Origin of the sequence: Roseovarius salincola (assembly GCF_026891095.1) — a bacterium.
Classification (GTDB): domain Bacteria; phylum Pseudomonadota; class Alphaproteobacteria; order Rhodobacterales; family Rhodobacteraceae; genus Roseovarius; species Roseovarius salincola.
In genome coordinates this window covers 99,838-120,449 of record NZ_JAPTNL010000005.1, presented here as the reverse complement: position 1 = coordinate 120,449, position 20,612 = coordinate 99,838, and the positions used below count along the sequence as shown (strand labels likewise).

Below are 20,612 nucleotides of genomic sequence, written 5' to 3'. Positions count from 1 at the left end.
GGGACATGCTTTTCGTTGGAGTCGCATGTCCAGCCCTTGTGCCCCGGATGGGGCACATTCAGGGACACAGGTCGACACACCGACCGCGCACGACTCTGCGCATCCTGCGCGACTCCGGACCGCCCCGACCATCGCATCGGAGGGTCGCGCCATGACCGCAATCGCACATGTTCCCTATCTCGAACGCCGCCCAGCCGGCTTTCTTTTCCGCCGACGGCTTCCCGCAAGGCTGACACCAGTCAACCTTGTTCCCGCCTATTTCCTGCGTGTCTCGCTGCGCACCCATGTCCCGACCGACGCGAAAGAGCTCGCACGGCGCCTCACCGGGCTCTGCGACCTCGCATTCGCGATGGTGACGGAGAGAGACATGGACCATCTGCGACCCGACGACATCCGGTTGCTCGAAGCTCTGGCGCGCTTCCAGATCGACGCGCACGCCGCCGCGCGGGCCATGGCACCGCCTCGAAGCGAGGCGGCCGCCCACCAGGCCGCTGCCTGCGAACAGGCGACGCAGGCCGTCCTGCGCCGCGCCCTGGCTTGCGGCGATCGCGAGGTGGTCCGCGCGCCCCTGAGAGCCGTCGCCGAGCGTCTCGGGGTTCATCTGGCCGAAGACACCGAGAACTGGCGGATGCTCGCCTACGAGGCCACCAGGATCCTTCTCGATGTCAGCCGAGAGCGGGAGAACCGCGAACTCGGGCGGTTCGACACCCCGAGCCCGATATTCGTGTCGGCCCGTGCCGCGCCTGGTGCAATCTCAAACGGAATGCCAGGCAATGCAGCATCGATCAGGACCGCCGCCACCCCGGCTCCGATTGCCTCGCCTATGCCTCCCGGAACGCCGTCTCAGATTGCTGCCGCCCCCGTCGCTGCGAGTTACACGGCGCCAACCGCGCCGGTGCCGGCCCCCATCTGCACGACAATCGAAGCGCCCCGGGCCGGCGAGACCACGGCACGACCTCGACAAGAGGAGCCGTCCCCGTCGCCGGCAAGTGCATCGCAAGCCGAGGCCCCCGTCGAGATCCGCGCCGCGGCCACTCTCGGGGACGAGGCCGCCATCAGGGCAAAGATGCGACCCCCACGGCTGGAGAACATCGACCTGCGAGACCTGAGCGAGGAAAGTCGCATGGCACTTGCCTCACCACGCGGGATCACCGTGATCCAGGCGATCAGACTGTATCGCGAACTGAAGGAGGCCGGATACGGTAATGAATTTGCGCGTGAGCAAACGCGAGACGCCGATGCAGGCCGGAAATGGCAAAAGGACAGCGCCAGCAAGATCCGGTTCGCGGAAACGTTCTGGCCGGAATTCGTTGGGAATGTGACGTTCGAGGATGCGAGCAAGAACGACATCCGCGATGCCCTGGCTTTCCTGCCGCGCATCCCAGCCAAGCACGGCAAGGGACAGGAAAGATATCTGGCGGAAAATGGCTATCGTGAACTCATTGAACGCATCGACTCGGACGAGGAAACGGACGCGGAAGCCAATCTCCATATTGTGGCATCCCGCACCGATGCGACAGAGGCGGACAAGGAGCAGGCGCGGCGCGAGGCATTGCAACCCCGGCTAAGGTCGGAAACCATCATCAAGCATCGTCGGACGATGCGTGCCGTGGGGCAGATGCTGTATGACCTTCAGTTGATCGACAAAAATCCTTTCGAAATCTGCTCGGTCTCCAACAGCGACAAAAAGCGCATGGCCGCAAAAGAGGCGAGCCGGGCCCGCACCGTCTGGGACGACCGGATCCTGACGCTGTTCCACTCACCCGTCTTTCAGGGCGAGATCGACGAGCCTGGCGAGCCGCTGTTCTGGCTTCCCCTTCTCGCCCGTCTCATGGGGTTCCGGGAGGAAGAGGCTTGCCAGCTGGCGCCCGAGGACTTTGGCAGCGATCGAAACATACCTTATATCGACATCAAGCGATGCGATGCCAACCATGTCAAATCGGACGAGTCTCAACGCAAGGTACCCGTGCATCCGCAGCTCATCGAACTGGGCTTGCTGCAACTCGTGGAGATGCGCCGGCGCCAGGGGCAGAGCCGCCTCTTTCCGAACCTGACCCGCGGGCAAACCAAGGGGAAGTTCTCGGAGAATTTCTCGAAGAAGTTCACGTACTATCGCCAGACGAACGAGTGCTACTGGCCCGGTCTGGATTTCCACGCATTCCGGACGACTTTCCACGGTGACCTGATGAACCGCGACAAGTCCGACGCGATCAGATGTCGGTTGATGGGACACGAGCCGCGCGACGAAGGAGATCGTTCATACAGTCAGGGCCTGCATATCGACGTGCTCCTCGAGCGCATCCGGGATGTCGAAATCGACATTTCGATGATCAGGAGTCCGTTTTCTGACGCGCCGAGTGAAGCCCGGAAGAAGGCGGAGACGCAGGGGCTTCGTGTGGTCGGATGAGTGAAGGCCCTGCCGCGCGTCGGCGCGGCAGGGCCCCATTTCAGATCCGTTTGCGGACTTCCTTCTCTGCACGCAATCGGTCGACCGCAGCGTTCCTTGCCTTGGATAACCCATCGAGTTGAGCAAGCAATTCAGCAAGATCATCTCCGCGCACTGTCCGAACCGGTATCTCGATGACACGTCCAACGTCGCCAATCTCGGGATCGTGATAGCCCTCGAAAACCTGACGGGTTTCGAGTGTCTCTTTCTCGATTTCCCGGCAGAGAACCTCGCGGACGGCATCGAGAGTGCCCGCGACATCTTCTTCGAGTATGCGCCCCTCCTCAATTGAGGATAGGCACCGACCGACAAAAGCACTGTCGCGAGCGTTTATTACGAATCTGTCACCCCTGAGCGCCGCAACAAATGACCTTGCTCTTTGTAGGGCTTCGAAAATCAGGTCTTCGAGTGTCGCGTCGTTGATTACATTTTTCATGACCATGTCCTTTCCTGGACGGGACGAGCAGCGGGCCCGCCCTTCAGAACCGGCCCCAAGGGGCCGGAATGTGATCATGTCTGGCTGGCGTCGGCCGGTGGTCTTGCCTGATACTCATCAAGGAACTGCGCCAGTCGATCGGTGATCAGGCAGATTTCAAAGATGCGCGGATCCGTAGGCTCAATCATCGCGAAACACGCCGCTTCTTCGGATGTAAGATCGTGTACCGACTCAAGCCTCAGAAGACCGAGGAGTGCCTTGAGTTCGCGTAGGCATGCGCGCGATGGCAACGATCCGTCACTGACATCCGCGCAGAGCTGCCGCACGCGTCCGGACCATCGCTGGCCTCCGAGCAACTGCGCCGCGGCCTCAAGGCCTGGAGCCTGTGTCGCCAAGAAAACCCGGATTCGAAAAAGTGTGTCGCAATCCGGATTGGTACTGGTATGCATCGAAGTGGAATTGTCGAGCATTGTTCTCCTTTTCCCGCTGCGTTCGTGCAGCGTCAGCCCACCGGACGTCTCCTTTCGAATTGGTGGGGTCCTGGTTTGCGACTGGGAATAGGCGGCGCGAAAGGTCCGCGATCAGTTGATTGCACGGGCGTTGATACCGGCGCTCTCGGCAAGAGGAGCGCCGGTATCTGCGGGCGGCGCCAAGAAGGAATCCTGGGAGTGCCGAGATGGCCAGCGTCCCTGCGCTGGTGCCACGGCGGAGGAGCACGGCAGGCGGTCCGCGCATTCTGCGAGGACCTTTCCTAACGTCGGCGCCGATCAGGCACCCTGGTGTTCGGCGGAGCTCTCCTCCAGTATTGCATCGATCATTTCCTGGCCCCTGGTGCGCTGCGCGACGGCCACAGCCCTTGCTTGATAGAAGGTCCGGCTCCGTTGATCTCTCTGCGCGCACAGCGCGAGAGCGGCATCGACACCTTCACGCCCGAGCCTCCCGAGCTCAGTGTGGATCCGCGTGCGCGCGATGTGCGCGCCGGTTCCGAGATGTTTTCGCCAGACGGCCGACGGGTAGCCTGCGCCCAGCATCCGGCCATTTGTTCGCACGAAGACCGGCAGTTCTTCTGCATTGGCGCGTGAACGCATTGCATCGAGATATGCTGAGTCGATGCCGGTGAGCACGAGCGCGTCAAGAAAGGGCGTCAATGCCTCGTGGAGACGACCTCTGAGTTCTTTCCCCTCCTTCTGCGTCTCTATGTCGATCCGGTATCGCGTTCCGTCATGATAGATGTCGCGCCCCCACAGAAGCTGCCCGTCTTGCAGGCGCAACGGAATGAATGTCCAGAGGGCGATCACGGCGGCTTCGTTGACGAGCCGAAGCCTTGTTTGCCTGCGCTTTGTGCGGAAGCTCTTCTCGAGCAGATCGTGAGCCAGCTCCCATGTTTCGGCCAACGTCGGCAAGTCTTCGTACCTACCGAATTTCAGGGGCACGACGGTGTCGCATTCACGTCGAAGCGCATTTTCGTGCGTCCTGAATGCTGCAATTATCATGTCATCGCAGCTCAGGTATTCCGCGAATTGACGGATCCGCATCGTGGCCGTGTGGCGGGTCGCAGGGCGATTGCCCTGCCCGGCGTATTTCGGGTCGGAGATCCTTTGCGCGTGTCTCGCCTTGCTGTCTTCGAAACGTCGAAGGCCCTCGACCGTCAGGTCGATGCCCGCGCCAGCATCCTGCTGAACTTTCACGTATTCGCGCAACACCTCCTCCATACTGTTGACGACACTCCGGGCCGGTGGACGCCGACCGTTGATCATGCGCCCCGCACGCAGCGCGGAAAGACGTCGCTGCCATTGATCGGGCAACCCGGCCAGTGTGACCCGACGTTTCCCCGGCGGTCGCGCCTTGGGCGACTTGACTGGCGACCGGGGTGTGCCCTTCTCGGCAATGGCCGCATTCAAGGTGATGATCACGCCGGGATTACCAGGCAACAGGATATCGAGCGCGGCTTTCAGGCTGCGCAGGCGTCGCGAGGTCGTCACGTCGGAGCAGAACGAAAGGAAATCCTTGACGTCCGGTACGTCGATCCCCCGCTCGGCCGCGAACGCCATGAATCGCTCCAGAACACGAAGGTCTTCCAGATCCACCTCCTCGATCGCGTCCAATCCGCGATAAGGCGCGATGTGAGAGCTCTCGAGAAGCGTTGCCCGGTCACGCCGGTCACAGGACCTGCTCCGGGGATGCTTTCTCCGGATTGCATCGCGGACAGCGACGAGGGCACTCGCCTCCGAAGGCAGCAATCGATCGAGTGCCGTTCGCAGGTTTTCGAGGCGCCGGGTGGATTTGTCTTGCGCGGCAAAGGCCAGAAAAACATCGCTGCCCGTCAATTCAAGATCGGTTTCATTCGACCAAGCGAGAAACTGATCGAGCGTACGCAATTCCCGCAAACCGATCGTCTTGATCGAAGCGGTTCCGCTGTAGGGTGCGAAATGCGAGCCCGCAAGCAGTTGGTCTCGGCTACGCGTGTCGTATCTACGATCAGACATCGATCAATCCTTTCAGGAGGTCCTGGCCCCGTTCGACCATCAGAAGCGCCTTGATGAATCCGTAGAACGTGCGCATGGTCGCGGCCTTGTCGTCGATGCGCTTCGCGATCACTTCGATCTCTTCGGGGTGCTTGTTCAGCAATAGGGAAACCTGGCCGTGACGCATCTGGTGCGGCGTCATGGGCAGATCCACGTATGTACGCATCACGTTCGAGAATTCCGATCCGAACCAGGACGGGTTCATCGATGCGCCCGGAGTCTTCACCGCCGGAAAGAGATACGGACCGCTGTCTGCATGCGGGAACAGCGGACGGATCTCTTTCAGATACCAGCGGATGGTTTCGTAGTAACCGAACTTGTCATATTGGATGGGAAATTCGATCTCCTCCCTGTTCTTGGTCAATTCCGGTGGTATCCATAACTGTATCGGTTTGTCTTTGCCCTTTGGGACGCGCAGTTGTGCATCGTCACCAAAACACGTGAGGCCCATCGCGTTCTCGATCCTGATCGGAGCTCCACCGATTTCGATTGCGACGAAACACGCCGCTGAGCCGAGGAGGCGCGCGGTTCCGATTTCCCTTCGCGTCAGGTCGCGACGCTCGAGTGAGGCTTTTTCGAAGATGGAAGACGCCTCCTGCTTGAGGGTCTCGAACGAAAAGAAGAAACGGCGTCGGACATGGGGCTTGTCGATCAGTGCCTCGCAGAACTGCCGGTTCTTCTTTGTCATCCGCTTTTCCGCCTTTCCACCCTCTCGGGATATGGCGTTGTTCGCAATGATCAGCTCGAGTTCAGAGTTGTCGATCCCAAGGTGCCGCCTGATCTGCCCGATCGCCTTGAGGTATTTCCGGCATGTCCGCGGGACGAGGCGCCCCTCGCATTTACGCCTGGTGGTTCTCTCCAACAATTCACCAGCGATTTCGGTCACCAGATCATCATCTTCAAGCACGACCTCGAGATCGGCATCGGCGTTGGACACCCGTCCGGTATCCACCGCGATGCGCAGGAATGTCCGCATCGCCGAGCGCATGACATCGGCGTGGCTTTGATGGTCGTCCGCGAATTGTCGGGATACGGGATCCCAACCTGTCTTGGTCACCTTTTCGATCCACCCGCAGAACTGCGCTTCCCAGTCATGATCGAGTGAAGCGACGGCCTTGCGCCGGAGTTCGGGCTTGAAATTGACTGCTTGCGGAGGAAGCAGCGGCAGAATTTCCGGGAACTGACGCAACTCATCCAGCCTGTCGATAGAGCGACGGTTCGCCTCCCTCTTGTTGCCCGTGAAATCGCTGTCCAGCCGAAGCGCGACGGCAATACCGATATCGCGAGGCAGATATCCGTAGGCGCGTGCGACGACCGCGAAAGTCTTGAGTGCAGAAAGCTTCATGGGATGCCATCTGGCGGACTGCCCGACCTTGCCGGAAACAAGAGGCTCGATCGCGTCGAAGAGATCGTTCCATTCGTCTTGCTGCATTCGCAAGTCTGCCAAAGCTTTCGTTACGCCCAGGAACTTCCTGAGCGGAGAGCGGACTCGGCGGCGCCAGAGTCCGAATGCGGTGTTGGTCGGCCATTGTTCTATATCGAACGCAGTCTTGGGAAACCGTTCATCGAATTCATCAAGGCATGCGTCGATTGTGATAAGGGGTTTGTTTAGGACATCGGCGAGATATTCGATTGCGCCGAGATACGAGTTCTTCGTGGAACTCGCGATATCTGTCCGCGCTTGGACATACGTATGGAGATCGGACATTGTCTTCCCGGCGGACGCCGACCCTCGACCTGTGGTTATGGCTTTGGCCGGGGTGTCGGTCTTGATCGTGAACTGAACCATTTGTTTTCCTCTCGTGTGTCACCAGAACGCGGTTTCAGTCGCTAAAACGCGGTCTGGATACACACGCCTGGAAGATTACCGCCGGTGAAATCCTCCGGGTGTTTGTATCCCGGTCGCTTGCTGGTGATCCGTGTCGGTTGGGCGAAAATCGTGTATCGGGGGCGTCGTCTGCATTGGATTGACGTCCTTATTTGTTGGGGATGAGTGCGCCGAAGGCTGGAGCGGCTTTGGCGTATCGCGGAATAGGTTTTCCGGTATGCCAGGCCAGCACCTCGGCCTTGCGCCAGCGCTTCGCACGGGAATTCTTTCGCCCGTCCGAAAGGTCGATGGACTTGGGAAGGGGCCTCTGACCCTTGGGAAGTTTTCCCTTCTCCCACCGATAGATGATGGAGGTGGAGACACCGAGAAGGCTTGCGACGTCCCCGGCCCTGAGAAGCTGTTCCCTCAGGTCGTCGATCTGGGAGGGGTCCTGGTCTTCTTTAAGCCCGAGCGTTCGCCAGACAACCGACCAGCGCGTCGTTCCACCGACGAGTCTCAGGTCGAGCTCCCGCAGAATGCGCGGGAGCCCCCTTTCAGTCGTGTTGAAAAAGCGGATCAGATCAAATCGGTTGAGTGGCTTGTCTTGCATGGTCGCATGCAATTAGGCTCCGGCTCCGGCGATCCAAAACGGCATCGAATATCTTGGCGGCCCACTCGAGATAAGACTCCAGCCTCTGAGCAGGAGAGCCGAAACGCATTCAAACGCGACGAGCCAATTCTCCGCGCTTCACAATGCCGACGGCGGCACCGCCGACCGTCTTTTCTGGGGATTCAAGATTCTATAGATTCGGGCCGCGATTCCGCTCCTCTTTTCAGAACCTTATAAGCCTGCGGTCGCGTGAACAGGAACCCAAAGTCGCGTGAACGGGAACCCAATGTCGCATGAACGGGAACCCAATGTCGCATGAACAGGAACCCAAGGTCGCGTGAACAGGAACCCGGGATGCACGAACAGAACCCTCCTCGTACTTTGCGGAACGGTCTGCGGCACTGACACCCTTGAACAGAAAGCGCCAGAGAAATATTGCAAATAAGTAACTTACGGAACGCTCGTTTGAAAAAATCCTGAATTGGTTTCCTATTGTACGCAACCGTATCCAGATTACTGGCACGAAACGCATGCACGAGCCTTGTAACATCGCAAAACCAGATTCGGGATTCGAGAAAGGAGGACTGGGCATCGCGGAACAACCGTCCAATGGACAGAAGGCATGCAACTCATTGCGGAAAGGCAGCGCGCTGCCAAGAATTGATCACTCTTCAGAGCGATGCAGTTTATGTCTTCAGAAAAGGTCTTTGGTCCTCAAACTGTTGATTTCTGCTGAGAAATGACCCGTTAGGCTGAAAACCGCGCTACCGGGAAGGCGTTGGCACCGCTCCCAAAAAGCTTTTCACTGGCCTCCAATAGCTTTTTCTTCCCCAATCTTCTGATAGCGCGCCTCGCTCCTGGCGTGCGCGGCGCCATAACTGGCCATGGCCTCTTCGAGGCGCTTGGCCGCTGCAGGATGATCCTTCACCACATCCACGATGCGGCGCGTAATCCGTGCGCAGAGCTTTTCGTGGTCATCGGAGATCCCAGACTTCATACCGGTCGCGGCAGCCCCTTCATGAGCAATCGTGGCCCCGAAGACCATCGCACCCATGCAATCGAGTTGCTCAGGCATGGGCGGCTCGTCTCGAAACCGATCCGCCGCCCACGCGTGATCCATATCCCTGAGTAGAAGACCCAGGAGCCGGATCCATCCCGGCCCGGATTTTCCGGGCTCGGCAGGCACTGGGTGATCGGGCGTGGCGCTATAGCCGACCGGTGCGCCGTCAGCGATGATTGCCAGGATCGCCAGGCGCAAGAGCATCGCAGGACCGGGGTCCATGGGGTCGATGCTCTTTTCGGTGAGATCTTCGCGCAGTCTGAATATCTGCTTCTTCAGGTTCTTGTGAATCTTGCCAGGACTATTCAACCTCCGGCGCGCCGTGCGCGGCCGTCGCGATTGCGGGGGAGGGTCTGGTGGAGGATCGGCGCCATTGTTACCGCCATCAGGGTCGCCCTCGTAATCGTCCTCCTCAAGAACCTCGTCGTCGTTGGTGGAGTCGAGGTCGGCGAGATCGTCAGGGTCTTCAAGGCCCTGTACGTCCAACCCGAGACCGAGAACCCGGTTGATGAAGCGGTAGGTTTCACCCAAGGGGCCGAACCGGGCGTCTTCGTCCTTGAGCGCCTTGATCTCAGTTTCTATCTTGTAGAACTCGTCTTCGGTGAGCGGGTTGCCGGGCGGGTTCTCGTCAGTGTCCTGAGTTTCGTCTCCGTTATCGCCGCCCCGCCCACTTCTGACCGTTCGCCTCTGGCTCTCGAAGTGAGCGTCATGGCGCGCGCGGATCTGTATGGCCAGATCCAGCATCTCGGCGCCGAGCTCACCCTGGTCCCGGAATGCTTCAAGCAGTTTCTGGTAGTCGCGGGATACGGGATCGAGGCTGTTCTGCGCGAGCCTATCGAGCGACGTAAGGGGCACGATCGCACTGGTTTCGGTTTCGGAGAGATGGATGCGCCCGCGGAGTGGCGGCGCATCTGCGCACGTAATGTCTGCGCCCCATGTATTTCCGATCCGCCGAGGAGTAAGCGTTTCCAGGGCAGTACCACCTTTACCCTCGAGAATGATCCTACAGGTCGCGGGAACGCAATCGTCCGGTGGCACCCAGATAAGCCGGGAGTGCTGCAGCGTGAGTGCACCGCCATCGCGCACCGGCGCGTCGGCCTCGGTCTCCGTTTCCGGTGCTGGTATGGGTGGCGCCAGGGTATCGATCGAGATTGTCTCCGAAAGACAAACAGAAAGACCCAGCCGGTGGAGCGCCGTCCCCGCAGGTTCCGTGCGAGCAAGGCAGGCCTCGGCATTCCCTGGGCCGCCGCGTCGGCCGTATAGACCGGCCGTCGTGGCGTTGGCCGACCCCGAGAGGACGTAGTCCGCGTTCAGGCCACAGGCGACAATCATCTTGGCGTGCAAACGCCGTCCGTGCCGTGCGTCCAGCTCCTCAATGGAATGCAATCCCGCATGCGACAGCTGGCTGAAAGCGCCGGGATCGAGGTCGTGATACCGTGGGTCGAGAACGAGCGACAACTCTGGGGTGCCGAGGCTCTCCCGAAGCCTTGAGACAGCCGCGAGCGTCTGGTCCCAGAAGGGAGAGACGATCACCAGCTTCTCTATACTGTCGGCTTGCGTGAAATCGACGAACTGATCCGCGACCCCTGTGCTCTCGGTTTCGACGAGTAAGGCATGCCGGTTCCCGTCGGGGTCGATGACCTCTCGGGCCGCCTCGGCCTGCTGGAGCCAGCTGGCGCCGCGCTGCTGCGCCCGCTTGATGATGCGCCACATCGCGAGATCATCTGCAGCCGTGTGAGCGCTGAAGTAGGCCAGAGAGGCCTTGAGCAGGGGCGCAGCCCAAGTCTCTTCCTGGTGGACCGTCATTTGCGTGGCAACCTCCAGGTTGCCGGCAATCCCGCCGCTGGTGAGATTTGACGAGGCGACGACAAGCCGTCCGCCATTCTTCCCGATCTGGAGGATGATTTTGGGATGAAAGGCCCCGTTCACCTTGCGCTTCGCCAAGTGATAGGTTTGCCCTGCCAGGCGAGACGGCCCGAACTCTTCGAAATGCCTGTTCACGCGATCCCGGTCTCCGATGATACCAATGAGGCGAGAGCCCCCGCTGGAGAGCTTGGGGTAGACCACGTTATCGAGCACATCCGACGCAATCTCGAAGCTGGTCAGGAGTGTCGCGTGGTGTCCCTTGTCGCCCAACATCGCGTAATACTTCATGCCGCCTCCAGCTCGGCGCGACCGAGATCCGTCAGCTTCTTCTTGCAGATGAGACCTGCATCATCGAGGAACATCTGCGCGGTCTTGAGGCGCGGACCCGCTTCGCTGACCGCAAAGGAGTTTCGAAAGAAGAGCCGCCCTTCTTCGAACTCGAAGAGATAGGTGTAGCGTCCGCCGTGAAGCTTGCGGGCGGCAATGAAAAGGTGGCGCCGAAGCACGAAGTCCTTGCAGAAAAGCGCGAGGGCGGTAGCGGCAGAGGTGTTCCGCTCCCTGGCGATCCATTGCAGGATCGTCGCCACTGTCTGTCTGTGGGGTTGAGGCAGATAGTCATCCAGGAGTGGAGAGGGATCCTGCCCCCATATGCGCCACAGCCGCGCGAGGGGAGACAGGATGTCGTCGAGGATAGCTGTCCCATCGCACGCCCGTGCCTGGACAGCTTCGAGTGAAATGCCCGTATTGGCGTCTTCCAGTTTGACGAGATACGCTTCGAGGCTGATCTCGGGCGCGTCGGCAACGATGCGACCGGCGAGTTCGGGAAGCGTGCGAGACCCGGCTGGTCTTGCAAGATGGTCGAGGCCGGCGCGCAGGAGCAACTCGCAGACAATCCGGGCCGTGTCGCCCGCCTGGAAGTGCCGCCAGGAGGCATGGGTCTGCCCCAGGGGCGAGTTATCGTCGGGAATGGTTTCCATCCATGACCAGCGAAGGCTGTCTTGGGAAAGTTCTCTGTCTGTCTCTCGATCGGCCTCTTGAAGGATGAGGTGGAGGGTCTTGCGCCGCGCCGCGTGAAAATCGGCCTCGAGATCGCGGCCCAGCAGGAGATCGCGCAAAGCGACAGCCTCCTCGGTGTCATCTCCGATTGCACTCGGGCGCAGAATCGCGATCTGAGTGAGTGTTGCCCGGTCTACACGCCTGTCCTTGGCTGCCGCAAGAAAGGCTGATCCGGCCGCACCCACGGAATCTGCAAATGCCTGCGCGAGCGCTCGTCCCTGCTTGGTGGGCACCATGAACTTCTGTTTCTCGCGGAGGTCAAGCAGGCCGATATCGCGCATCTGGGGCGCGTAGACCTGCGAGAAGTCACCACCCTTGCGCTGGATGTAGCGCTCCGTCTTCGGCGTGGACCGGGCTGTTTCGTACGCGAAGTCGATGATTTCATCGCCTTGGGCAAGGGCTCGAGTCGCGTAATCTCGTCCGGACAGTCCGCGCTCACCTGATGAGGTGGTCGGATTTTCGGGGTTGTATAGGGAAGCGAGGGCGTAGAGCGCCTCACCCCGGCGAATCCAGTCATCGTAATCGGCGCGGGAATCGGTGGCGCCATTTCTCGAGTACTCGGTCAGCCACCAGGAGTAGAAACTGTAATAGCGCAGGCGGGTGGTGACCGTGCTGAATCCGGACAGCAACCGACGATAGAGAAATTCCACCGGGGCTCGCATCGCAAGCGGGTCCTGCCCGCGTTCCTTACCTATACTTGTCCAGTGTGCTGATCCGTCCATGCGCTTGTCCTGTTTTAGGGGCCATCCTGTGCGAGTCGGGCGACAGGATTGTGCGTCTTCAGATAATTTGGGACATCAGAGCGTGCTTTCGTTTGGAGGCTCTGGCTCATCCTTGATTGAGTTTACGCGTTTTCAGTTTGGTGGCGCAAGCGCCGGGTGAGCATGGTTTTTCGTTTGATCTCCTCTCGCTGTTTCAGGATTTGCTCAGCGCGGCCGAAGTAGACATCGACGGGCGTCAGGTTTCCAAGGCTCTCGTGGTAGCGTTGGTTGTTGTAGTATTCGACGAAGGCGTCAATCTGGCGCTCGAGATCACCGGGCAGGAAGTAATGCTCGAGCAGGACACGGTTCTTCATGGTCTGGTGCCACCGCTCGATCTTGCCTTGGGTCTGTGGGTGGTAGGGTGCGCCGCGGACATGATCCATGCCCTTGTCGTCGAGGTAATCCGCCAAGTCCCCCGCGATGTAAGACGAGCCGTTGTCGCTAAGAAGTCTTGGCTTGGCGACAACGGTCGCGCAGTCACATCCTGAAGCCTCCAGCGCCAGATCGAGCGTGGCGGTCACGTCCTCAGCCTTCATCGTCGTGCAAAGCTTCCAGGAGATGATGTAGCGGCTGTAATCGTCCAGGATGGTACTGAGGTAGAACCAGCCCCAGCCCAGGACCTTCAGATAGGTAAAGTCGGTCTGCCACAGCTCGTTGGGGCGCGTGGTTTTATCCCGGAACTCATTGGCTGCCTTCATTACGATATGCGCCGGAGCTGTTACCAAGTCTTCTGTCTTCAAGATGCGGTAAACCGATGATTCCGATACAAAATACTGCTTCTCATCAGTATATTTCACCGCCAGCTCACGCGGGGTCAGTTCCTCATGCTCGAGCGCAAACTCGATGATATCCGCCCGGGTCTCATCCGCGAGGCGGTTCCACACAGACCCCGGATGGGGCGGCGTGTCCTCGAGCGCGTCAAGCCCACCCTCCGACCAGCGATCATACCAGCGGTAATAGGTCGTACGTGGGATGCCGAGCATGGCCAGCGTCTGACGAGCGGGCAGATGCGAGGCTTCGACGCTGCGGATGATCTCCAGCTTTTCCGATGCAGGATACCTCATGCCTCGCACTCCCCATCCCCGATCATACTTTTTTTGAGCAGACGGTTTTCCAGAGTCAGATCGGCAACGACCTCCTTGAGCGCAGCCGATTCTGAGCGCAGTTCCTTGACCTCAGGCGATGTCGCCTGGCGGGCAGTATCCCCGGCCAGGCGTTGCTTGCCCGCTTCAAGGAATTCCTTCGACCACGTATAATACAGGCTCTCGCTGATCCCTTCTCGGCGGCACAGCGCGGCAATGCTCTCCTCGCCGCGCAGCCCTGCCAGAACGATCCTGATCTTCTCTTCAGCCGAATACTGTTTGCGCGTCTTGCGCTTGATCCCTGTGACCAGCTTGTCGGCCGCGTCCTTCGATGTTCCGGATTTCTTGTTCATCTTCGCTCCTTGGTGGCTGCGATGAACCAGAAATCCTCCGTTACGAAAACCTCAAATCTGTCCCAAAGGCGCTGACGTCAGACAGGCCAGCCCGTCGTTGACGCACCCGATCCGGGCGAGGTCATCTGGCGCGACAACACCAGTGTCACCTGCCGCCGCTGGAACTGGCGGCAAGGCCCGCGCACGCAGATAACCGAAGACTCGCGCGACATGTGGTTCGTGCTGGAACGCCTGGACCCGATGCCGATCGAGGCTTTGATGCAGGCGGGCGAGGACCTGATCGTTGGTTTGCAACGGTTGTCGTCTGATCTGAATGTGTCGGTCATGCAGTACGATGCAATGAGGCCCGAGGGTATTTCGCAGAGTTCAACTCTGACGGTGCCTCGGCCGATCAGATCGAGTGCGTCGGCATCGTGATCGAGCGCCTGACCAGGAATGGGGTGATTGATCGGGGCCTGCTCTACGACAGCCCGTTCACGGATCTGACGCCGGATGGCCCCGATAGTGTCTTCGACGACGAGGACGTGGACCGATTTCTGGCGCGGCTCCGGACCCTGAATCAGACAGCCGAGGTGTCTGATGCATCGACCGACGTTGGTTAACTGCGATCATGCTGGCTCAAGTCATCGCATCGAGATTAATCTAAGTCATCGCATCGTAGGCTTCTATATGGATAGTGGCCCGAGAGGTGGGAGTGAATGGCCACAATGAAAATCGTCGTTGGGATCCTGCTTGGCCTCGTGCTTGGGCTTCTGGGACTGGCATTATCTCTTGTTCTGGACCTGCGGGCGGAAAGGGCTGAATGGGACAGGTTGGCCGCGCTCCAGCCCGAGGAGCCCGAACTCTTCGATCCGGAGATGGTGACCGACCTGCCCGAACCTGCCCAACGATACTTCGCGTACACGATCCGGCCGGGAACACCGCTTCTACCGGTCGCCGTCATCAAGATGACGGGCGAGTTCAGCCTTGAGAGCAAGGATGACCCGAAATATCGGCGGATGGAAGCGCGCCAGATACTCGCTGCACCTGAAGGTTTCGTTTGGGCGATGCGTATGCGCGGCGGCGTGCCCATATCGGGCTCGGATTCCGGCAGCTGGACGCGATTTCGGGTATTCGGACTGATCCCGGTTGCGCGCCAAGGCGGCGATCCCGATCATACGCGTTCGGCCTTCGGGCGATATGTTGCAGAGACCGCAATCTGGGCACCCGCGGCGCTCATGCCCGGACCTGGCGTCAGTTGGTCGACTGTGGACGAATACACCGCCCGGGTGACCATCACGCATGGGGAGCTCGAGCAGGCCGTCGATGTCACTGTCAACCCAGAGGGACGCCCGGTCGAGGTCTCCTTCCAGCGCTGGAGCAATGCCAACCCCGAAAAGGTCCACAGATTGCAGCCGTTCGGCGCTGTGATGTCGGATTTCCGCGAGGTGGGGGGCTACCGCCTGCCGTTCCGGATCGAGGCGGGAAACATGTTCGGCACGGAGGACTATTTCCCGTTCTTCCTCGCGGACGTCATCGACATCAGATTTCCGGGGGCACAGCCATGATCTCATGGTCGGACTGGCCAAGACCGATTCCGTTGGCCTCGTCGAACGCACGCTGAACTGGTCCAACCTTCAGTGGTATGCTGTCAGTAGGCTGATGATATGGCATTGGGCACGTTGGTCTGGTTCATCTCTTTTCATCTTTCACAGCCGGAAATGTGAGCCCCGAAGCCTCTGATTTCTCTACGAAACGCGAAATTTCGGTCGGGAATGGCGCGTGGCCCGCGGTCTCGAACAATTCCCTCCGCTTGCCCTTCGGGACCTCGACCGCCTCGAACCATTCCTGCACCAGGGGGTTGGCGTGCTCGAGTGGGCGACGCCCGCGATCAGCAGCATCAGCACTGGCAGAAGCGACACGTTCATTCCCCTGCCCTGCGCCTCGACCGCCTGCATCAGCCGGAAGCAACGCTGGGTGATCCGGGGTGACCACGCCGCGCCTCACCCACGAACAAGTTCAGCGTAACCTTTGCACCTCAAACCCGCGGCAAATCCAATAGAGTGCGCGCCTCGTCACAGGTGGCTACCGGGCGCGCATGCTTCTCGCACAACTCCACGGCACGGCGCACCAAGGCCGCGTTGGAGGGGGCCAACGTTTCTCGGTCAAGGCGCATGTTATCTTCAAGCCCCGTGCGCACATGTCCTCCGGTCGTGATCGCCCATTCATTCAGTGTGATCTGGTGTCGACCTATCCCCGCAGCGCACCATTGAGCGTCCGGCATAAGTCGGGAAACGGTCTCGCGGTAGAAATCGAACACATGGCGATCGACCGGCATGGCGTTCTTTACCCCCATGACGAACTGGATGTAGACGTTACCATGGATGCGCCCGTCGGCGTTCATCTTTGCCGCTTGAAAGATGTGACTGAGATCGAAGGCCTCGACCTCGGGCTTGATCCCATGGCTGCGCATCTCGCAAGCCAGCCAATCCACCAGGTCGGGAGGGTTCTCGTAGACCCGCGTGGGAAAGTTGTTGGAGCCCACCGAGAGTGACGCCATGTCGGGCCGCAGCGATAGCATGCCTCCGCGCTTCCGCCCTGCACCGGACCGGCCACCCGTCGAGAACTGGATGATCAAGCCCGGACAGTGTTTGCGCAGACCCTCCTGGAGCAAGGCGAATTTCTCTGGATCCGAGCTGGGCGTTTCGTCATCGTTGCGAACATGGGCGTGGCAGATGGCGGCACCAGCCTCGAAGGCTTCATGCGTGCTTTCGATCTGCTCCGAAACGGTGATGGGAACAGCCGGATTGTTGGCCTTGGTCGGGACGCTGCCGGTGATGGCGACACATATGATGCAGGGTGTGGTCATGTTGGTATCCGATATACTGGCCGCGGCTACGCCCGCAGGGCAGCGTTGATGGCGAGAGGCAGCTGACACGCGATGAAGGCGATCTGATCGTCGGTGACATTGTAGGGCGGGGCCAACAACACGTGATCGCCCTCATGCCCATTCACCGTGCCGGAACCGGGATATACCATCAAGCCCAGAGCCGCAGCCTCGGCTCCGATCCGCTGGGCGAGCTTGCGGGTCGGCGCAAACGGCGCATTCGTTTCACGCGAGGCTACAAGCTCAACCGCCCAGAGCAGACCGCGCCCCCGGATATCGCCAACATGAGCGTGCTGGCCCAGCGTCTCATGCAGCGCAGATTGCAGCAGGGCGCCCTGACGGGTTACGTTTTCATCGAGCCTGTCCGCCTCGATCACTCCCTGAACCGCCAGAGCGGCGGCACAGCAGACTGGATGCGCCATATAGGTATGACCGTGCACGAAGCCGCCCGAGCCTTGGGCGAAACTGTCATATACTGCGCGCGTGCAGGCAACCGCGCCGATTGGGAGATAGCCACCGCCCAATCCCTTTGCCAATGTCACGATATCGGGTGCGACTTCTTCATCGGCGCAGGCCAGAAAGGGGCCGGTGCGATATACACCACACATGACCTCGTCCAAGATGAGCAGAACGCCGTGGCGATCGCAGATATCGCGGATCCGGGCGAAATAACCCGGTTCGGGAGTCGTGGCGCCAGTGGTCGCCCCAACCACGGTTTCGGCGAGAAAGGCCGCGACATTCGAAGCGCCCAGCCGCTGGATTTCTGCCTCAAGCGTATCGGCGGCGCGGCGTCCATACATCTCTGGGGTCTCACCGGGATGCGCGTGACGATAGTAGAAACAAGGATCCACCTGCGTCCGTTCGGGCAGCATCGGCGCATAGGGCTCGCGGCGACTTTCATTGCCCGATCGCGCCAGCGCTCCCAGCGTATTCCCGTGATAGCTTTGCCTGCGCGAGATGACGATATGGCGGTTTGGCTGTCCCCGTTCCAGCTGGCACTGACGGGCCATCTTGATTGCGGTCTCCACGGCCTCGGAACCTGAGCCTACGAAGTAAACCCGCTCCATGCCCTGCCCAGCCTTGCTGCATATCCGTTCTGCCAGGCGCTCTGCCGGATCGTTCGTAAAAGAGCCGCTATGCGCATAATCAAGCCGCGCCATTTGTTCGGTGACGGCGGCGGTTACGCGTGGATCGCCGTGACCAATGCATGACACGGCCGCTCCCCCGGCCGCATCCAGATAGCGCCGGTCTTCGGTATCGAAGAGATATGCGCCCTCCGCCCCTGCGGCCATCAGGGGGGCGTCATGGGCGCTTCGGTGGAAAACGTGGCTCATGTCATGTGGTCCGTTTATGGAGGGTGGTATAGGTGCCGCTGTCATAAAGGGCTTGCTCGATATGCCCGATGCGCGTGGTGGCTTCGGCTCCAAGCTCGGTCAAGACAGCCGCGATCAAAGCCTCGACCAGCGATTGAGCTGCCGCGATTGAAGGGAAAAAGGATGGACCGTCCACGGGGAACAGCAACGTCTCCGCCGCAAGTCGGGTGAGCGGCGTGGCACGACTGTCCGAGAGGCAGATCAGCGTGGCACCGGTCGTTTCGATCGCGCGGGCGATCTGGTGAATTTCGTGGCCGTAGGGATCGAAATTTATCGACAGCACCGTGTCACCGGGCCTGAGGAGCGCCAGATCGACGCTTAGCGACGTGGCCTCTGCCCCCAGCAGAGCCACATTGTTGCGCAGCATCCGGCAGAGATAGGCGAATGTCATACCCGGCCCCCTGCAGCTCATGAAGGCCGAAATGAACACCCGCTCTGCCCGGGCCAGATGCGCAGCCGCGCGGGCAAAAGCCTCGGGTGGGTTGGCCCATTCGGCGTGATCCAGGTTGGCGCGGGAAGCGGCGAAACTTTCGGCCACCAGTGCATCGACCCCGCTGCGGGACAGGGCACGCGTCGCCCGTTCCGTATAAGCAACCGGGGTCTGGCGCAGGTGATCAACATGCAAAGCGCGGAAATCACCCCAGCTCTCGAAACCCAACGTCTGGGTCAAGCGCAGCAGTGTGGCTGGCGATACCCCCGCGCATGCCGCCAGATCACGCATCGATATAAGCGGCACATCATCGGGATGATCCACCACATAGCGCGCGGCCAGCGCCACCTGACGAGGCATGTCTGGCAGGCTGTCCACGATACGGGTGTGAAGTTCGGCCAGGGTCATGATCTCGGTTTTCTTTGCATCAGACATATCTCAGGTCTCCAGTTCCACCCGCGCGGCCGGGATATGGCAAAAGGGCAATTGCGTGATGTCTGCCATGGCCGGACCCGGCGTTTCCACTTGGGCAAACGCGTCGAAACTGCGTCCGAAAGACGCGCGGATATGGTTCTTGGCCTTGGCCAGCAACAACGGGATCTCGGTTGCCTCGATACCGTGCAAGTGGAAATAGCCCGGATCGTTGGGCGAATAGACCCTGCTGGTAACGATAATGCGCAGCGGCCCTACGCGAAGCAGCGCAGTCGGGCCGAGATTGACGGCAATCCCATGCTCCATGGGTCCGGAATTGACGAACTTTCCGTCCGTCAGCATCTCCACGACGGCGCGCACCCGCACAGAAGCGCCAAATCGGCTATCCTGCCTGCCCCCCAGATCCAGCGTCAGGGTCGCGCCCATGCCAGCGCGCTGCGCGTCTTCGACCGCCGCCGGGTCCGCAATGAAAGCAAAGACGGTACCTTCGGGCAAGTCTGCCGCCAACGCCGCGGAAAGCAGCCCGGTCGTGTCGCCGTTGCCGCCCGACATGGGGTTGTCGGACGGTTCAAGGATCGCCCAGCGGCGGCCATCTTGCCAGGGAGCTTGCTCCAAAAGGCTGGCGGCGCTTGGCAAGTCCGGGCGAAAACGGGTCTTTCGCGCCGTCATCTCCTTGACCATGCAGCAGCCTACATTCTTCGCCGCCTGCAACGCTGCCGGGTCATCGCGCGTGTTCATACTCACCATCACGCCTGAATTGGCCGCGGGCACATCGGCATAGGCGAAGCTGGCATAGGGGTAGATGGCCAGCGGCATTCCAGCGTTCGCCTGTTCCTCTTCCAACCGGCACGCCAGATTCTCGATCTCGGTCATCGGGCCGGGTTCATCGGTGCGCATGTTGAAACTGGGCAGAATGAGATCACAGCAGGTCAACATGACCCGGCCGCGTGTTCCGCGCTTGATCAAATCTTCCAGCAGGTTCAATGCGCGTATGGCCGCCTGCGGCATATCCGTGTGGGGATACTCGCGATAGACTGTCGCGCCGTCCAATGCCGCGCACATTTCATCTGTTGGGATACAGTGCATGTCGAAAGAGGCTGAAATTGGCAGATCCGGAAAACGCTCCCTCAGCCGCGTGACCAGCGTGGTTTCCGGCGACGGGTCATTCGTCCCGATACAAGAACCGTGCATCGACAGATAAATTCCGTCCACGTCGCCGAATACCGGATCTTCCACGATTTCGTCAATCAGAGCGTCCAGCACCCCCTGTTCCACCGGCCCGCCAGGAGCAGAGGCAGCAAGACGCGAGAAGACCAACTGGGCGCCCGTTCGGTCCGCCCATTCCAAAGCGCCGCCTGTTTCCACCGTGGTCCCACGAAACTGCTCTGCCGCCTCGGCGCCACGCGCATATTCGCGGCCCTCGAAATGGTCCAGAGAGACGGTGCCGGCCGCAAAGGAATTGGCTTCATGCCAGAGCCGTGCAATACCGATTTTCATGGCTGTCCTCCT

At 60.3% G+C, this 20,612-nt stretch carries 16 protein-coding genes; 4 read left to right on the top strand and 12 right to left on the bottom strand.

Features of this window, described 5'->3' with window-relative positions:
- Positions 1–151 precede the first annotated feature (151 nt).
- Positions 152–2,407, top strand: coding sequence for a DUF6538 domain-containing protein (locus tag N5A93_RS08280; protein WP_268954618.1), 2,256 nt, complete (start codon positions 152–154; stop codon positions 2,405–2,407).
- Positions 2,408–2,447: 40 nt separating this feature from the next.
- On the opposite strand, the gene N5A93_RS08275 is transcribed toward N5A93_RS08280, so the two are convergent.
- The 8 genes from N5A93_RS08275 to N5A93_RS08240 all read right to left on the bottom strand — a co-directional run bounded on the left by N5A93_RS08275 (position 2,448) and on the right by N5A93_RS08240 (position 14,002).
- Positions 2,448–2,882 carry a hypothetical protein gene (locus N5A93_RS08275; protein ID WP_268954617.1) on the bottom strand — a complete coding sequence of 145 codons (435 nt, stop codon included), beginning with the start codon at positions 2,880–2,882 and terminating at the stop codon, positions 2,448–2,450.
- Between the two features lie 74 nt (positions 2,883–2,956).
- The gene (locus N5A93_RS08270; RefSeq protein WP_268954616.1) at positions 2,957–3,352 is read right to left on the bottom strand and encodes a hypothetical protein; all 396 of its coding nucleotides are present in this window, start codon (positions 3,350–3,352) and stop codon (positions 2,957–2,959) included.
- Between the two features lie 297 nt (positions 3,353–3,649).
- Positions 3,650–5,368, bottom strand: coding sequence for a hypothetical protein (locus tag N5A93_RS08265; protein WP_268954615.1), 1,719 nt, complete (start codon positions 5,366–5,368; stop codon positions 3,650–3,652).
- The gene (locus tag N5A93_RS08260; protein ID WP_268954614.1) at positions 5,361–7,196 is read right to left on the bottom strand and encodes a site-specific integrase; all 1,836 of its coding nucleotides are present in this window, start codon (positions 7,194–7,196) and stop codon (positions 5,361–5,363) included. The genes N5A93_RS08265 and N5A93_RS08260 overlap by 8 nt, the downstream gene beginning before the upstream one ends.
- Before the next feature lie 187 nt (positions 7,197–7,383).
- Complete coding sequence (locus N5A93_RS08255; RefSeq protein WP_268954613.1) at positions 7,384–7,824, bottom strand: helix-turn-helix transcriptional regulator; 441 nt, start codon at positions 7,822–7,824, stop codon at positions 7,384–7,386.
- 802 nt (positions 7,825–8,626) lie between these two features.
- A complete protein-coding gene (locus tag N5A93_RS08250; RefSeq protein ID WP_268954612.1) occupies positions 8,627–11,038 on the bottom strand; it encodes a phospholipase D-like domain-containing protein in 2,412 nt (803 codons plus the stop codon).
- Positions 11,035–12,528 (bottom strand): hypothetical protein, encoded by a 1,494-nt coding sequence (locus N5A93_RS08245; RefSeq protein WP_268954611.1) that lies wholly within the window; start codon positions 12,526–12,528, stop codon positions 11,035–11,037. Before N5A93_RS08245 ends, N5A93_RS08250 begins: the two co-directional genes overlap by 4 nt.
- Before the next feature lie 122 nt (positions 12,529–12,650).
- Positions 12,651–14,002 (bottom strand): IS3 family transposase gene (locus tag N5A93_RS08240; RefSeq protein WP_440590573.1). Its coding sequence is split into 2 segments (ribosomal slippage): positions 12,651–13,664 and positions 13,667–14,002, totalling 1,350 coding nucleotides; the frame shifts between segments, so codons are not numbered across the junction.
- A 210-nt stretch (positions 14,003–14,212) separates the two neighbouring features.
- On the opposite strand from N5A93_RS08240, the gene N5A93_RS08235 reads away from it, so the two are divergent.
- The 3 genes from N5A93_RS08235 to N5A93_RS08225 all read left to right on the top strand — a co-directional run bounded on the left by N5A93_RS08235 (position 14,213) and on the right by N5A93_RS08225 (position 15,549).
- Complete coding sequence (locus N5A93_RS08235) at positions 14,213–14,419, top strand: hypothetical protein (protein ID WP_268954609.1); 207 nt, start codon at positions 14,213–14,215, stop codon at positions 14,417–14,419.
- Positions 14,416–14,604, top strand: coding sequence for a hypothetical protein (locus N5A93_RS08230; protein ID WP_268954608.1), 189 nt, complete (start codon positions 14,416–14,418; stop codon positions 14,602–14,604). Before N5A93_RS08235 ends, N5A93_RS08230 begins: the two co-directional genes overlap by 4 nt.
- A 138-nt stretch (positions 14,605–14,742) precedes the next feature.
- Positions 14,743–15,549: a DUF6544 family protein gene (locus N5A93_RS08225; protein WP_268954607.1), complete on the top strand. Its 807-nt coding sequence runs from the start codon at positions 14,743–14,745 to the stop codon at positions 15,547–15,549.
- A gap of 470 nt (positions 15,550–16,019) precedes the next feature.
- Here the strand turns inward: N5A93_RS08225 and N5A93_RS08220 are convergent, their stop codons facing one another.
- Genes N5A93_RS08220 through N5A93_RS08205 form a run of 4 tightly spaced genes read right to left on the bottom strand, consistent with a single transcriptional unit; the run spans position 16,020 to position 20,600 of the window.
- Positions 16,020–16,850 (bottom strand): 3-oxoadipate:acetyl-CoA acetyltransferase, encoded by an 831-nt coding sequence (locus tag N5A93_RS08220; RefSeq protein WP_268954606.1) that lies wholly within the window; start codon positions 16,848–16,850, stop codon positions 16,020–16,022.
- Between the two features lie 26 nt (positions 16,851–16,876).
- Positions 16,877–18,202, bottom strand: a complete 1,326-nt coding sequence (locus tag N5A93_RS08215; RefSeq protein WP_268954605.1) for an aspartate aminotransferase family protein — start codon at positions 18,200–18,202, stop codon at positions 16,877–16,879.
- A gap of 1 nt (position 18,203) precedes the next feature.
- A complete protein-coding gene (locus tag N5A93_RS08210; RefSeq protein WP_268954604.1) occupies positions 18,204–19,106 on the bottom strand; it encodes a MurR/RpiR family transcriptional regulator in 903 nt (300 codons plus the stop codon).
- 3 nt (positions 19,107–19,109) lie between these two features.
- The gene (locus N5A93_RS08205; protein WP_268954603.1) at positions 19,110–20,600 is read right to left on the bottom strand and encodes a M81 family metallopeptidase; all 1,491 of its coding nucleotides are present in this window, start codon (positions 20,598–20,600) and stop codon (positions 19,110–19,112) included.
- Positions 20,601–20,612 lie beyond the last annotated feature (12 nt).